This is a genomic window from Blastococcus sp. SYSU D00868 (genome assembly GCF_054050575.1).
The window spans coordinates 1-13,722 of the sequence record NZ_JBJGZO010000012.1 but is presented as its reverse complement, the minus strand read 5'-3'; the positions used below and the strand labels follow the sequence as shown (position 1 = coordinate 13,722).

At 77.7% G+C, this 13,722-nt stretch carries 15 protein-coding genes; 12 read left to right on the top strand and 3 right to left on the bottom strand.

Annotation, left to right across the window (positions count from 1 at the left end):
• The first annotated feature begins 12 nt into the window (after positions 1 to 12).
• Genes ACI79F_RS12305 through cobA form a run of 9 tightly spaced genes read left to right on the top strand, consistent with a single transcriptional unit; the run spans position 13 to position 7,686 of the window.
• The gene (locus tag ACI79F_RS12305) at positions 13 to 1,389 is read left to right on the top strand and encodes a cobyrinate a,c-diamide synthase (protein WP_456543190.1); all 1,377 of its coding nucleotides are present in this window, start codon (positions 13 to 15) and stop codon (positions 1,387 to 1,389) included.
• Positions 1,376 to 2,068, top strand: a complete 693-nt coding sequence (locus ACI79F_RS12300; RefSeq protein WP_456543191.1) for an energy-coupling factor ABC transporter permease — start codon at positions 1,376 to 1,378, stop codon at positions 2,066 to 2,068. Before ACI79F_RS12305 ends, ACI79F_RS12300 begins: the two co-directional genes overlap by 14 nt.
• Entirely contained in the window at positions 2,065 to 2,367 is a 303-nt protein-coding gene (locus ACI79F_RS12295) for an energy-coupling factor ABC transporter substrate-binding protein (RefSeq protein ID WP_456543192.1), read from the top strand. The genes ACI79F_RS12300 and ACI79F_RS12295 overlap by 4 nt, the downstream gene beginning before the upstream one ends.
• Positions 2,364 to 3,098 carry a cobalt ECF transporter T component CbiQ gene (gene cbiQ / locus ACI79F_RS12290; protein WP_456543193.1) on the top strand — a complete coding sequence of 245 codons (735 nt, stop codon included), beginning with the start codon at positions 2,364 to 2,366 and terminating at the stop codon, positions 3,096 to 3,098. Before ACI79F_RS12295 ends, cbiQ begins: the two co-directional genes overlap by 4 nt.
• On the top strand, positions 3,095 to 3,940 hold the full coding sequence (locus ACI79F_RS12285) for an energy-coupling factor ABC transporter ATP-binding protein (protein ID WP_456543194.1): 846 nt from the start codon (positions 3,095 to 3,097) through the stop codon (positions 3,938 to 3,940). The genes cbiQ and ACI79F_RS12285 overlap by 4 nt, the downstream gene beginning before the upstream one ends.
• On the top strand, positions 3,937 to 4,281 hold the full coding sequence (locus tag ACI79F_RS12280) for a cobalamin biosynthesis protein (protein WP_456543195.1): 345 nt from the start codon (positions 3,937 to 3,939) through the stop codon (positions 4,279 to 4,281). Before ACI79F_RS12285 ends, ACI79F_RS12280 begins: the two co-directional genes overlap by 4 nt.
• Positions 4,278 to 5,342, top strand: a complete 1,065-nt coding sequence (gene cobC / locus ACI79F_RS12275) for an Rv2231c family pyridoxal phosphate-dependent protein CobC (protein ID WP_456543196.1) — start codon at positions 4,278 to 4,280, stop codon at positions 5,340 to 5,342. The genes ACI79F_RS12280 and cobC overlap by 4 nt, the downstream gene beginning before the upstream one ends.
• Positions 5,339 to 6,427 carry a nicotinate-nucleotide--dimethylbenzimidazole phosphoribosyltransferase gene (cobT, locus tag ACI79F_RS12270; RefSeq protein ID WP_456578911.1) on the top strand — a complete coding sequence of 363 codons (1,089 nt, stop codon included), beginning with the start codon at positions 5,339 to 5,341 and terminating at the stop codon, positions 6,425 to 6,427. Before cobC ends, cobT begins: the two co-directional genes overlap by 4 nt.
• Positions 6,427 to 7,686, top strand: coding sequence for a uroporphyrinogen-III C-methyltransferase (gene cobA / locus ACI79F_RS12265; RefSeq protein ID WP_456543197.1), 1,260 nt, complete (start codon positions 6,427 to 6,429; stop codon positions 7,684 to 7,686). The genes cobT and cobA overlap by 1 nt, the downstream gene beginning before the upstream one ends.
• On the opposite strand, the gene ygiD is transcribed toward cobA, so the two are convergent.
• Entirely contained in the window at positions 7,683 to 8,534 is an 852-nt protein-coding gene (gene ygiD, locus ACI79F_RS12260) for a 4,5-DOPA-extradiol-dioxygenase (RefSeq protein ID WP_456543198.1), read from the bottom strand. The genes cobA and ygiD overlap by 4 nt on opposite strands.
• A 32-nt stretch (positions 8,535 to 8,566) precedes the next feature.
• Complete coding sequence (gene soxR / locus ACI79F_RS12255) at positions 8,567 to 9,046, bottom strand: redox-sensitive transcriptional activator SoxR (RefSeq protein ID WP_456543336.1); 480 nt, start codon at positions 9,044 to 9,046, stop codon at positions 8,567 to 8,569.
• A gap of 59 nt (positions 9,047 to 9,105) precedes the next feature.
• On the opposite strand from soxR, the gene ACI79F_RS12250 reads away from it, so the two are divergent.
• Both ACI79F_RS12250 and ACI79F_RS12245 read left to right on the top strand, forming a co-directional pair.
• Positions 9,106 to 9,849 carry an SDR family NAD(P)-dependent oxidoreductase gene (locus ACI79F_RS12250; RefSeq protein ID WP_456543199.1) on the top strand — a complete coding sequence of 248 codons (744 nt, stop codon included), beginning with the start codon at positions 9,106 to 9,108 and terminating at the stop codon, positions 9,847 to 9,849.
• A complete protein-coding gene (locus ACI79F_RS12245; RefSeq protein WP_456543200.1) occupies positions 9,846 to 10,874 on the top strand; it encodes an S-adenosylmethionine:tRNA ribosyltransferase-isomerase in 1,029 nt (342 codons plus the stop codon). Before ACI79F_RS12250 ends, ACI79F_RS12245 begins: the two co-directional genes overlap by 4 nt.
• Before the next feature lie 43 nt (positions 10,875 to 10,917).
• Here ACI79F_RS12245 and ACI79F_RS12240 read toward each other — a convergent pair whose 3' ends face one another.
• Positions 10,918 to 11,631, bottom strand: a complete 714-nt coding sequence (locus tag ACI79F_RS12240) for a (2Fe-2S)-binding protein (RefSeq protein ID WP_456543201.1) — start codon at positions 11,629 to 11,631, stop codon at positions 10,918 to 10,920.
• Positions 11,632 to 11,732: 101 nt separating this feature from the next.
• Between ACI79F_RS12240 and acs the strand changes: the two genes are divergently transcribed.
• Positions 11,733 to 13,682: an acetate--CoA ligase gene (gene acs / locus ACI79F_RS12235; protein ID WP_456543202.1), complete on the top strand. Its 1,950-nt coding sequence runs from the start codon at positions 11,733 to 11,735 to the stop codon at positions 13,680 to 13,682.
• The last annotated feature ends 40 nt before the right edge of the window (positions 13,683 to 13,722 follow it).

The window sequence follows — 13,722 nt, the reverse complement described above, 5'->3', positions numbered from 1 at the left end:
ACGGCACGGGTCGTGGTCGCGGCCCCCACCAGCGGCGCGGGCAAGACCTCGGTCACCACCGGCCTCGTCGCCGCGCTCACCGCCCGCGGGCTGACCGTCAGCCCGCACAAGGTCGGCCCCGACTACATCGACCCCGGCTACGCGGGCCTGGCCGCCGGGCGCCCCGGCCGCAACCTCGACCCCTGGCTGGCCGGAGAGGAGCGGATCGCGCCGCTGTTCCTGCACGGCGCCCGCGGCGCCGACGTCGCCGTCGTCGAGGGCGTCATGGGCCTGTTCGACGGCGCCAGCCACCCGTATGTCGAGCCCGGTTTCGGCTCGACCGCGCACGTCGCCCGGCTGCTCCGGGCGCCGGTGGTCCTCGTGGTCGACGCGAGCGCGCAGGCGCAGAGCGTGGCCGCGCTGGTGCACGGCTTCGCCACCTTCGACCCGACCGTGCGGCTGGGCGGCGTGGTGCTCAACCGGGTCGGCAGCCCCCGGCACGAGGCGATCCTGCGCGAGGCCCTGGACGCCTCCGGGGTGCCGGTGCTGGGCGCGGTCCCCCGCACCGACGCCGTCGGCACGCCGTCCCGGCACCTCGGCCTGGTGCCCGCCGCCGAGCGGTCCGCCGAGGCGCTGGACACCGTGCGCCGGCTCGGCGAGGTCGTCGCGGCCGGGGTGGACCTGGACGCCGTCCTCGCGCTGGCCCGCGCGACCCCGGACCTGGACGCCGCCCCGTGGGACCCGGCCGCCGAGGTCGAGGCCGTCCCCGGCCGGCCGCGCATCGCGGTGGCGGGCGGGCCGGCCTTCACGTTCGGCTACGCCGAGAACGCCGAACTGCTGGCCGCGGCCGGCGCGGAGGTGGTGACCGTCGACCCGCTGCGCGACGAGGCGCTGCCCGCGGGCACCGCCGGGCTCGTCGTGGGCGGCGGGTTCCCGGAGGTCTACGCCGCCGAGCTGTCGGCCAACGCCGCCCTGCGCGCCGACGTCGCCGCGCTCGCCGCCCGCGGCGGCCCGATCGCCGCCGAGTGCGCCGGCCTGCTCTACCTGGCCCGCGAGCTGGACGGCCACCCGATGTGCGGCGTCCTGGACGTCGCGACGGCGATGTCGCCGCGGCTGACCCTCGGCTACCGGGCCGCCGTCGCCCCGGCCGACTCGGTGCTCGCCGCCGCCGGCACCCGGGTGCGCGGCCACGAGTTCCACCGGACGACGGCGACGCCCGGCGCCGGCGCGGCACCCGCCTGGCGGTGGTCCGGCCCGGCCGGCGCGACCGCCGAGGGCTTCGCCGCCGGCTCCGTGCACGCCTCCTACCTGCACCTGCACTGGGCCGGCAGCCCGCAGCTCGCCGGCCGGTTCGTCGCCTCCTGCGCGGCCGCCCGCGCCGACCGGACGGAGCACCATGCACATCGCTGAGGGGTTCCTGCCGCCGCTGCACGCGGTCGGGTGGACCGCGGTCGCCGCCCCGTTCGTCGTGCACGGCGCCCGAGCCGTGGTCAAGGAGGTGCGCGAGCGCCCGGAGAACACCCTGCTGCTCGGCGCGGCCGGCGCGTTCACCTTCGTGCTGAGCGCGATCAAGCTGCCCTCGGTGACGGGCAGCTCGAGCCACCCGACCGGCACCGGGGCCGGCGCGGTGCTGTTCCGGCCCCCGGTGATGGCGCTGCTCGGCACGGTGGTGCTGCTGTTCCAGGCGCTGCTGCTGGCCCACGGGGGGCTGACCACGCTGGGCGCCAACGCCTTCTCCATGGCCGTGGTCGGGCCGTGGGCCGGCTACGGCGCCTACCGGCTGACCCGCTCGCTGGGCGGCGGCCTGCTGCCCGGCGTGTTCGTCGCGATGGTCGTCGCCGACCTGGCCACCTACGTCACCACCGCGCTGCAGCTGGCGCTGGCCCACCCCGACGCCGGCAGCGGCCTGGCCGGGTCGGTGGCCAAGTTCCTCGGCGTCTTCGCGTTCACCCAGATCCCGCTGGCCATCGGCGAGGGCCTGCTCGGCGTGCTGCTGTTCCGGGTGCTCATCACCAACGCCCGGCCCGAGCTCGAGCGGCTGGGCCTGCTGCCGCCGGCCGCCGCCGCGACCCAGGAGGGGATCCGATGAGCCGCCGGACGCTGGTCACCGTCGCGCTGGTGCTCGCGGTCGTCGCCCTGTTCGCCGTCCCGCTCCTGCTGGACGGCGGCGCCTCGGACTACGCGGGCGCCGACGGCCGGGCCACCGAGGTGATCGAGGAGACCGGCTACACGCCCTGGTACGAGTCGGTGTTCTCCCCCTCCGGCGAGGTCGAGTCGGGGCTGTTCGCGCTGCAGGCGGCGATCGGCGGCGGCGTGCTCGGCTACGTGGTGGGGCGGCTGCGCGGCCGCCGGGCGGCGTCGACCCAGGAAGCCACCGAGAAGGCATGACCGGGCTCGCCGTCGACGACGCCGCCTGGGCCAGCGCGTGGCGGCGCCGCTCCCCCGGCGACAAGCTGCTGCTGTGCGTCGGCCTCGTCGTCTGCGCGCTGGTGCTGCCGGCCTGGCCGGGCAGCGTGCTGGTCGCCGCGGTCGCCGTCGCCCTGGCGCTCGGCCCCGCCCGGGTGCCCGTTCGCACGTTCGGGCGGGCGGTGCGCTGGCCGCTGGCGTTCGTCGCGGTCGGCACGCTCACCACAGTCGTGTCGCTGGACGGCGGCCTCGGCTGGGCGCCCGACGCCGCCTCCCGCGCCGGGTCGCTCGTCGGGCACGCGCTGGCCGGCGGCGCCGCGGTGCTGTTGCTGGCCACCACGACGCCGATGGCCGACCTGCTGCCCGCGCTGCGCCGGCTGCGGGTGCCGGCGGCCGTGGTGGAGGTGGCGTCGGTGACCTACCGGCTGCTGTTCGTGCTGCTGGAGAGCCTGTCCACCATCCGCGAGGCGCAGACGGCCCGGATGGGCTACTCCTCCTGGCGCCGCTCCTACCGCTCCTCCGGCGCGCTGGCCGCCGCCGTGCTCGCCCGCTCCTGGGACCGCGCCCGCCGGATGCAGGAGGGCCTGGCCGGCCGCGGCCTGGAGACCGGGCTGCGCGTGCTGCCCGAGGTGCTGCCGTCGTCCCGGGTGTTCCTGGCCTGCTCGGTGCTCGGCCTGGCCGGCATCGTCGCGACCAGCCTGGCGGTCGCGTGAGCCACCGGTCGCTGGCCGCCGACCGGCTCGTCGCCGGCTACGAGCGCGGCCGCCGCGTGCTCGACGGCGCCTCGCTCACCGTCCCCGCCGGTCGCCGGCTGGCGCTGCTGGGTGCCAACGGCTCGGGCAAGACCACGCTGCTGCGCTGCCTGTCCGGCGCGCTCGAGCCGACCGCCGGCGCGGTGCTGCTGGACGGCGCCCGGCTGCAGCACACCCGTCGCGGGCTGCGGGCCCACCGGCAGGAGGTGCAGCTGGTCCTGCAGGACCCCGACGACCAGCTGTTCAGCGCCTCGGTCGCGCAGGACGTCTCGTTCGGCCCGCTCAACCTGGGTCTCGACGAGGACGCCGTCCGCGCGCGGGTCGCCGAGGCGCTCGCGCTGCTCGCCGTCGACGGCCTGGCCGCCCGCCCCACCCACCAGCTGTCCTACGGCGAGCGCAAGCGGGTGGCCATCGCCGGCGCGGTCGCCATGCGCCCGTGCGTGCTGCTGCTCGACGAGCCGACCGCGGGCCTGGACCCGTCCGCGGTCGCCGAGGCGCTCGCCGCGCTGGCCCGGCTGCAGGCCACCGGGACGACGGTCGTGATGAGCACCCACGACGTGGACCTGGCGCTGCGCTGGGCCGACGAGGTCGCCGTCGTCGTCGACCGGCGGGTGGTGCAGGGGTCGCCCGCCGACGTGCTGGGCGACGACGACCTGCTGGCCCGCGCCCGCCTCGACCGCCCGTGGGCGCTGACCGTCGGCGCCCGGCTGCGCGAGCTGGGCCTGCTCCCCGAGGGCGCCCTCCCCCGCGACGCCGCCGAGCTGCTGGCCGCCCTCCCCGACCGGCCGGGGGTGACGACGTGAGGGTCGGCATCGGCGCGCGCCCCGGCGTGACCGCGGAGGAGGTGCTGGCCGCGGTCGACGCCGTGCTGCCGGACGGCGCCACCGGCGTGCGGCTGGCCACGCTGGACGCCCGGGCGGCCGAGCCGGGGATCGTCGCGGCCGCCGCCGCCCGCGGCTGGCCGCTGACCGGCCACCCGGCGGCCGAGCTGGCCCGGGTGCCGGTGCCGACCGTGTCCGCGCGGGTCGCCGCCGCGGTCGGCTCGCCCTCGGTGGCCGAGGCCGCGGCGCTGCTGGACGGCGGCACGCTGCTGGTCGGCCGCACGGTGCTCGGCCGGGTCACGGTGGCGGTGGCCTCGCCGTGACCGACCTCCACCACCACGGGGACGCCGAGCTCGCGCCGGGCCTGGTCGACCTCGCCGTCAACGTCCGCGCCGGCACCCCGCCGCCGTGGCTGCGCGACGTGCTGCACCGCGCGCTGGACGACGCCGCCGCCTACCCCGACGCCGGCCCGGCCCGGGCCGCGGTGGCCGCCGCGCACGGCCGCGAGGCCGCCGAGGTGCTCCTCGCCGCGGGCGCCGCCGAGGTGTTCGTGCTGGTCGCGCGGGCGCTGCGGCCGCGGCGCGCGGTCGTCGTCCACCCGTCGTTCACCGAGCCGGAGGCGGCGCTGCGCGCGGCCGGGCACCCGGTCGAGCGGCTGCTGCTCGCCCCGCCGGGACACCGGCTGGACCCGGCCGCCGTCCCGGCCGACGCCGACCTGGTGGTGCTCGGCAACCCGACCAACCCGACGTCGGTGCTGCACCCGGCCGCCGACGTCGCCGCGCTCGCCCGCCCCGGCAGGGTGCTGCTGGTGGACGAGGCGTTCGCCGACACCGTGCCCGGGGAGACCGGGTCGCTGGCCGGCCGCCGCGACCTGCCGGGGCTGCTCGTCGTCCGCAGCCTGACCAAGACGTGGGGGCTGGCCGGGCTGCGGGTCGGCTACGCGCTGGGCCCGGCCGAGCTGGTGGCCGCGCTGGCCGCCGCGCAGCCGCACTGGCCGGTCTCGGGCCCCGCGCTGGCCGCGCTGAGCGCGTGCAGCACCCCCGCCGCCCGCGCCGAGGCCGCCGCCGCCGCGGCCGAGCTGGCCGAGCACCGCGCCGCCCTGCTGGCCGCCCTGCCCGCCGGGGTGACGGTGGTCGGCGAGCCCCGCTCGTCGTTCGTGCTGCTCCGCGTGCCGGACGGCGCGCGGGTCCGCGCAGCGCTGCGCGCGCGGGGCTGGGCGGTGCGCCGCGGCGACACCTTCCCCGGCCTGGGCGCCGACCACCTGCGGGTCGCCGTGCGGGACCCGGGGACCTCCCGTGCGTTCGCCGCCGACCTCGCTGAGATCCTGGGTGCTCCGTCCCCGACGTCGCGGACCGCACCCCCTGTCCCGGAGGAGATCCGCTGAGCACCGACCCGACCCCGTTCCCCGGCACGCTGCTGGGCGAGACGCTGGCGGCGATCGCGCCGCGCGACGCCGCGGCCGAGCGCGCCGCCCGCGAGCGGCTGGACCGCATGACCAAGCCGCCGGGCTCGCTCGGCGTGCTGGAGGACGTCGCCGCCCAGCTCGCCGGGATCGCCGGCGCCTGCCCCGCGCCGCTGCCCGCGCCGGCCGCGGTGGCCGTCTTCGCCGCCGACCACGGCGTGCACGCCCAGGGCGTCACCCCGTGGCCGCAGGAGGTGACCGCGCAGATGGTCGCCAACTTCCTCGCCGGCGGGGCCGTGGTGAACGCGTTCGCCGCGCAGCTGGGCGCCGACGTCGTCGTCGTGGACGTCGGGGTGGCCGCATCGCTGGACCCCGCCGAGGGGCTCGTGGACCGCAAGGTGCGCCCCGGCACCGCCGACCTCGCCGTCGGCCCCGCGATGACCCTCGACGAGGCGCGCCGCGCCGTCGAGGCCGGGATCGAGGTCGCCACGTCGCTCGCCGCCGGGCACGGCTGCCTGGTCAGCGGCGACATGGGCATCGCCAACACCACCGCGTCCGCCGCGCTGGTCTGCGCGTTCACCGGCGCGCCGGCCGCCACTGCGACCGGCCGCGGCACCGGCGTCGACGACCCGACGCTGGCCCGCAAGGTCGCCGTCGTCGAGCGCGCCGCCGCCCGGGTTCCCCGCCCGGCGACCCCGGAGCAGGCCCTGGCCGCGCTCGCCGAGGTGGGCGGGCTGGAGCACGCGGCGATCGCCGGCTTCGTGCTCGGCGCCGCCGCCGCACGGGTGCCGGTGCTGCTGGACGGCGTCATCGCCGGCTCGGCCGCCCTGGTCGCGGCCGCCCTGTGCCCGACCGCGCCGGAGTTCGCGCTGGCCGGGCACAGCTCCGCCGAGCCGGGCCACGCGGTGGCGCTGCGGGCGCTGGGCCTGCGGCCGCTGCTGGGCCTGGACCTGCGGCTGGGCGAGGGCACCGGCGCGCTGCTGGCCCTGCCGCTGGTGGCCTCCGCGGCGCGGGCGCTGCGCGACGTGGCCACCTTCGACTCCGCCGGCGTGACCGAGAAGAACTGATGCCTGGGGATTGGGAGGGTGCCGACGACGCAGCCCCGGCCACCGGCGTCGTCTACCCGATCGGCCTGCGCCTGCTCGGCCGCCGCGTCGTCGTGGTCGGCGGCGGCCAGGTCGCCCACCGCCGGGTGGCCGGCCTGCTGGAGGCCCGCGCCGACGTCGTCCTGGTCAGCCCGGAGGTGACCCCGGCGCTGGAGGCGCTGGTCGCCCCCGGCGCGGTCACCTGGCTGCCCCGCCGCTACGAGCCCGGCGACCTCGCCGGCGCCTGGTACGCGGTCGCGGCCACCGACGACCGCGAGGTCAACGCGGCGGTGGCCGCGGAGGCGGAGGCGGCGCGGATCTTCTGCGCCCGCGCCGACGACCGGGCGGCCTCCAGCGTGTGGACCCCGGCCGTCGGCCGGCACGGCGACCTCGTCGTCGGCGTGCACGGCGGCGGCGACCCGCAGCGGGCCGTCGGCGTCCGGGACGCCGTCCTCGCCGGGCTGGCCGACGGGAGCATCCGCGACACCGAGGGCCGCGCGCCCGCCGGCGGCCGCGCGGGCACCGTGGTGCTCGTCGGCGGCGGCCCCGGCGACCCGGAGCTGATCACCGTGCGCGGGCAGTACGCGGTCGCCCAGGCCGACGTCGTCGTCGCCGACCACCTCGCCCCGCAGTCGCTGCTGGCGTCGCTGCCGCCCGACGTCGAGGTCATCGACGCCGCCAAGCTGCCCCGCGGCCGGTCGATGGCGCAGGAGCAGATCAACGCCCTGCTGGTGGACCGGGCGCTGGCCGGCAAGAAGGTGGTGCGGCTCAAGGGCGGCGACCCGTTCGTCTTCGGCCGCGGCATGGAGGAGGTCGAGGCCTGCGTCGCCGCCGGCGTGCCGGTGGAGGTGGTGCCCGGCGTGACCTCGGCGATCGGGGTCCCGGCGCTGGCCGGCATCCCGGTCACCCACCGCGGGCTCACCCACGAGTTCGTCGTCGTCTCCGGGCACGTGCCGCCCGGGCACCCGGCCTCGCTGGTCGACTGGGCGGCGCTGGGCCGGCTGCGCGGCACGCTCGTCGTCCTGATGGGCGTGGACACCGCGCCGGAGATCGCCGCCGCCCTCGTCGAGCACGGCCGCTCCCCCGACACCCCGGTCGCCGTGGTCGCCGACGGCTCGACCCCCGCCGAGCGGGTCGTGCGCACCACCCTGGCCGGCCTGGCCCGCACGATCGCCGACGAGGGCATCCGCCCGCCCGCGGTGTGGGTCGTGGGCGAGGTCGTCGCGCTCGGCGCCGGCTAGATGTTCGCGCCGTCGGCGGGCGGGTCCTCCGGCAGCGGCGCGGCGAACCCGCTCCCGCCGCCGTCGGGCACGTCGACGCCGACGGTGTACGACGTCATCGACAGCGACCCGTACGCGTAGCCGTCGACCAGAACCTCCGCCGTCGTCCCGGTCGCCCCGGCCATGCCGGCCAGGTAGAGCAGCGGCAGGAAGTGGTCCGGCGTCGGGACGGCGAGGTCGAAGTCGGGGTGCCCGTCCAGCCGGCCCAGCGACGACGGGTCGGTGGTCATCACCTCGCGGACCGCCTCGTCGAAGCGCCGCGCCCAGTCGAAGCCGGCGTCGGGCAGGGCGCGGCTGACGCCGCCGAGGTTGTGCACCACGTTGCCGCTGCCGACCACCAGCACGCCGTCCTCCCGCAGCGGCGCCAGGGCGGCGCCGAGCTGCAGGTGGTAGTCCGCGGGCTTCAGCGCGTTGATCGACAGCTGGGCGACGGGCACGTCGGCGTCGGGGAACACGTGCCGCAGCACCGACCAGGCGCCGTGGTCGATGCCCCAGCTGTCCAGGTCAGCCCCCACCCAGGTGGGCTTCACGACGTCGGCGACCTGCTCGAACAGCTCCGGCAGGCCCGGGGCGGGGTACTCCACGTCGAACAGCGCGGGCGGGAAGCCGAAGAAGTCGTGGATCGTGCGCGGCCGCGGCATCGCGGTGACCGCCGTGGCGTGCACGTACCAGTGCGCGGAGACCACCAGCACCGCCCGCGGGCGGGGGACCGAGCGGCCGAGCGTCCGCCAGGCCTCGGTGTACCGGTTGCTCTCCAGGGCGTTCATCGGGTTGCCGTGGCCGATGAAGGCAGCGGGCATCACGGTCATGGCGCCTCCTCCCCCTCGATCCGCCGATCCTCCTACCCGGCGCGGCCGGCCGCGCCCCCGGCGTTCGACGTGGGCGGCACCCGGCGCAGCGCCGGGGAGAGCCAGCGGGCGCCCGTGCCGTAGGCGGCCGCGGCGTCGCCGGGGTTGGACAGCGCGCACCGGGACAGCGACAGGCAGCCGCAGCCGATGCACGCGGTCAGGCCGTCGCGCAGCTGGGTCAGCGCGGCGATCTGCTCGTCGAGGCGGCCCCGCCAGGTCTGCGACAGCCGGGCCCAGTCGCGGGCGGTCGGCGTCCGGCCCTCCGGCAGCGTGGCCAGCGCCTCGCGGATCTCCGGGAGCGACAGCCCCACGTTCTGCGCGGCGCGGATGAACGCCAGCCGGCGCAGCACCGAGCGGGGGAAGCGGCGGGCCCCGCCCGGCGTCCGCTCGCAGCTGACCAGCCCCTCGGCCTCGTAGTAGCGCAGCGCCGAGACCGCGACGCCCGAGCGGGCGGCGACCTCCCCGATCGTCATGAGATCCACGGCGGCATCCTCTTGACCTCGAGTCCACTTGAGGCAAGACGGTACGCGGCATGGAGATCCGCACCGCCCTCGTCACCGGCGCCTCGCGCGGCCTCGGCCGCGCCCTCGCCGCCGCCCTGAGCGCCCGCGGCTGGCACCTCGTCGTCGACGGCCGGGACGCCGGCCGGCTCGCCGCCGCCGTCGCCGCCCTGCCGCACCCCGAGCGCGTCACCGCCGTCGCCGGGGACGTCGCCGACCCCGCGCACCGCGCCGCGCTGGCCGCCGCCGTCCCCGGCCGGCTCGACGTCCTGGTCAACAACGCCAGCGACCTCGGCCCGGCCCCGCTCCCCCGCCTGGCCGACCTGCCGCCCGACGCCCTGCGGCGGGTGCTGGAGGTCAACGCGGTGGCCCCCCTGGCCCTGGTGCAGGCGGTGCTGCCCGCGCTGCGCGCCGCCGGCGGCCGGGTGCTCGACGTCAGCAGCGACGCCGCCGTGGAGGCCTACCCCGGCTGGGGCGGCTACGGCGCGAGCAAGGCGGCCCTGGACCTGCTCACCGCCGTCCTGGCCGCCGAGGAGCCGGACCTGCGGGTGTACGCGGTCGACCCCGGCGACATGGCCACCGACATGCACCGCGCCGCCACCGCCACGGCCTCCCCGCAGGGACCCGCCGCGAGCTCGGGAGTGGCGGGAGGTGGGGAGGTCCTCTCCGGCCTGCCCGCGCCGGAGACCGTCGTGCCGGCGCTGCTGCGGCTGGTCGACGGCGAGCCGCCCAGCGGCCGGTACCGCGCCGCGGACCTGCTGGCGGTGGCCCGGTGACGACGACGTTCGCGCTGCCGCCCGGCGGCGAGGCGACCGCGCCGCCGGAGCGCCGGGGCCTGGCCCGCGACGGCGTCCGGCTCATGGCGGTGCGGCCCGGCGGCATCACGCACGCCGTCTTCCGCGACCTGCCCGACCTGCTCGCGCCGGGCGACCTGCTGGTGGTCAACACCTCGGCGACGCTGCCCGCCCGGCTCGACGTCCGCCGCCGCGACGGGACGACCGTGCCGCTGCACGTCTCGACCACCCTCGACGACGGCGACTGGGTGGTCGAGCTGCGCCGGCCGGGCAACGACGGGCCCGACCTGGGCGCCGAGCCCGGCAGCACGGTGGAGCTGCCCGGCGGCGGGGCGCTGCGGCTGCTGGCCGGGCACCCGCACCCCGGCCGCGGCTCCCGGCTGTGGCGGGCCCGGCCGGAGCCGCCGGCCGCGGCCCGCGCGGTGCTCGCCGCGCACGGCCGGCCGATCACCTACGGCTACCTGCGCGGGCCGGTGCGCCTCGCCGACGCGCAGAACGTGTACGCGACCGAGCCCGGCAGCGCGGAGAACGCCAGCGCCGGGCGGCCGTTCACCGACCGGCTGCTGGTGCGGCTGATGGCCCGCGGCGTGCCGGTCGTGCCGGTGGTGCTGCACGCCGGGGTGTCCAGCCCGGAGCTGCACGAACCGCCGGCGCCGGAGCGCTTCGCCGTCCCGGAGGTCACCGCGCGGCTGGTCACCGCCACCCGCGCGGGCGGCGGGCGGGTGGTCGCGGTCGGCACCACCGTCACCCGGGCGCTGGAGACGGCCGCCGGGGAGGACGGCGTCGTCCGCCCCGCGGCCGGCTGGACCGACCTCGTGCTCGGCCCCGACCGGCCGGCCCGCGCGGTGACCGGCCTGGTCACCGGGCTGCACGCGCCCGAGGCCTCGCACCTGCGGCTGCTCGAGGCGGTCGCCGGGCCGGCGCTGGTGGAGCGGGCCTACGCGGCCGCGGTCGCCGAGCGCTACCTGTGGCACGAGTACGGCGACTCGATGCTCTTCCTCCGCTGACCGGAGTCGCCCGAGCGCGATCTCCGCGCTCGGGCGACTCCGCTCAGGCGATGCGCTCGGCGGCGTCCTCCAGCAGGACCTCACGCTCGAACGGCGTCCGGCGGGGGCACGAGGTGCAGGTCGCCTCGCCGGGCAGCCGGTACAGCAGACAGCAGGAGGCCCGCCGGGTGAAGCGCACCGCCCGCGGGCCGACGTCGACGTAGCGGGGCGCGGGCAGCGGGGCGCCGACCGCCGCCGCCAGCGGCCCGGCCAGCGCGGTGACGGCGCCGACGTCCCCCAGCGCCCGGCCCAGGGCCAGCAGCCGGTTGGCGATCGAGTCGGTGGCGATCGCCCACAGCGGCGCCGGCCGCACGCCCCCGGCCTCCGACACCGCGCCGACCACCGCCGCCAGGGTCTCCCGCAGGTCCGCCGCGACGTCGCCGCCGGGACCGGCGGACTCGGCCGCCACCGGGGTGCCGCCGGCCAGCAGCGTCACCGACAGGTCCGGCAGCCGCGCCGACAGCGGGACGCCGGTGACCAGGCCGGCCAGCGGCGGGGTCACGAGGACGGCGGACAGCGAGTACCACCACACCGTCGCGAGCACCCGGCGGTCGGCGCTGCGGTACCGGCGGCCCAGCTCCTCGACCCGGACCGCCGTCTCCGCGGGGTCGGCGAGGACCGGGCCCGGCACGACCGCGCCCATCGGCGGCGCGACCAGCCCGAGCCCGCCGGCACCCGGCACCCGCGCCGCCACCGCCGCCTGCCCGCCGTCCGTCACCGGCCCAGTCTGACCGGGGCCGCCGCAGCAGCGTCGCCGCGGGCCGCGCCGGGCCATACGGTGTGCTCCGGAGCACGTGCGCCGATCCGAGGGAGGGTTCGATGACCGAGTCGACCGGGGTGGAGGGCCGCCGCTTCCCGGTGCCCGGGCAGCTGGCCGAGCAGGCCAACGTGGGGCCGGACGTCTACGCCGAGGCCGAGCGCGACCGGCTGGCGTTCTGGGCCACCCAGGCACGGCGGCTGACCTGGACCCAGGAGTGGGACGAGGTGCTCGACTGGAGCGACCCGCCCTTCGCCAAGTGGTTCGTCGGCGGGAAGCTCAACGTCGCCTACAACTGCCTCGACCGGCACGTCGAGGCCGGCCACGGCGACCAGGTCGCCTACCACTGGGAGGGCGAGCCGGGCGACACCCGCACGATCACCTACGCCGAGCTGACCCGCGAGGTCTGCAAGGCCGCGAACGCGCTGGTCGAGCTGGGCGTGAACGCCGGCGACCGGGTCGCCATCTACATGCCGATGATCCCCGAGACGATCGTCGCGATGCTCGCCTGCGCCCGGATCGGCGCCGTCCACATGGTCGTGTTCGGCGGGTTCTCCGCCGACGCCCTCGCCAGCCGGCTCGACGACGCCGGCGCCGTCCTCGTGATCACCGCCGACGGCGGCTACCGCCGCGGCGCGCCCAGCGCGCTCAAGCCCGCCGTGGACGACGCCGTCGGCCGCAGCCCCGGCGTGCGCAACGTGCTCGTCGTCCGCCGCACCGAGTCCGACGTCGAGTGGACCGAGGGCCGCGACCTGTGGTGGCACGACGTCGTCGACCGGCAGTCCGAGGAGCACACGGCCGAGGCGTTCGACGCCGAGCACCCGCTCTACATCATGTACACGTCGGGGACGACGGCGAAGCCGAAGGGCATCCTGCACACCTCCGGCGGCTACCTCACCCAGGTCGCCTACACGCACTGGGCGACGTTCGACCTCAAGCCCGACACCGACGTCTACTGGACGGCGGCCGACGTCGGCTGGGTGACCGGCCACAGCTACATCGTCTACGGGCCGCTGGCCAACCGCGCCACCAGCGTGATGTACGAGGGGACGCCGGAGACCCCGCACCGCGGCCGCTGGTTCGAGCTGATCGAGAAGTACCGGGTCTCGATCCTCTACACCGCGCCCACGGTCATCCGGACGTTCATGAAGTGGGGCGAGGACATCCCCGCCGGCTTCGACCTCACCTCGCTGCGGCTGCTCGGCTCGGTCGGCGAGCCGATCAACCCCGAGGCCTGGCTCTGGTACCACGAGCACATCGGCGGCGGCCGCTGCCCCATCGTCGACACCTGGTGGCAGACCGAGACCGGCGCGCACATGATCACCCCGCTGCCGGGGGTCACCGACCTCAAGCCCGGCTCGGCGCAGACGCCGTTCCCCGGCATCAGCGCCAAGGTCGTCGACGACGAGGGCAACGAGCTCGGCGACGACTCCACCGGCCTGCTGGTGCTCACCGCGCCGTGGCCGTCGATGCTGCGCACCATCTGGGGCGACGACCAGCGCTACGTCGACACCTACTGGTCGCGGTTCGGCAAGGAGGTCTACTTCGCCGGGGACGGCGCGAAGAAGGACCCCGACGGCGACATCTGGCTGCTCGGCCGGGTCGACGACGTCATGAACGTCTCCGGGCACCGCATCTCCACCACGGAGGTCGAGTCCTCGCTGGTCGGGCACCCGGCCGTAGCCGAGGCCGCGGTGGTGGGCGCCAGCGACCCGACCACCGGCCAGGGCATCGTGGCGTTCGTGATCCTCCGGGAGAGCGGCAGCGACTCCGGGGACGACCTGGTGCAGACCCTGCGCAACCACGTGGGCCGCGACATCGGCCCGATCGCCAAGCCGCGGCAGATCATGGTCGTGCAGGAGCTGCCGAAGACCCGCTCGGGCAAGATCATGCGCCGTCTGCTGCGCGACGTGGCGGAGAACCGCGAGCTCGGCGACGTCACGACGCTGACGGACTCCTCGGTCATGAACCTGATCAAGGAGAAGCTCCCGGCGGCCCCCGGCGAGGACTGACGCCATCGGAGTCGCTGGGTGACGGTCTCCGTCACCCAGC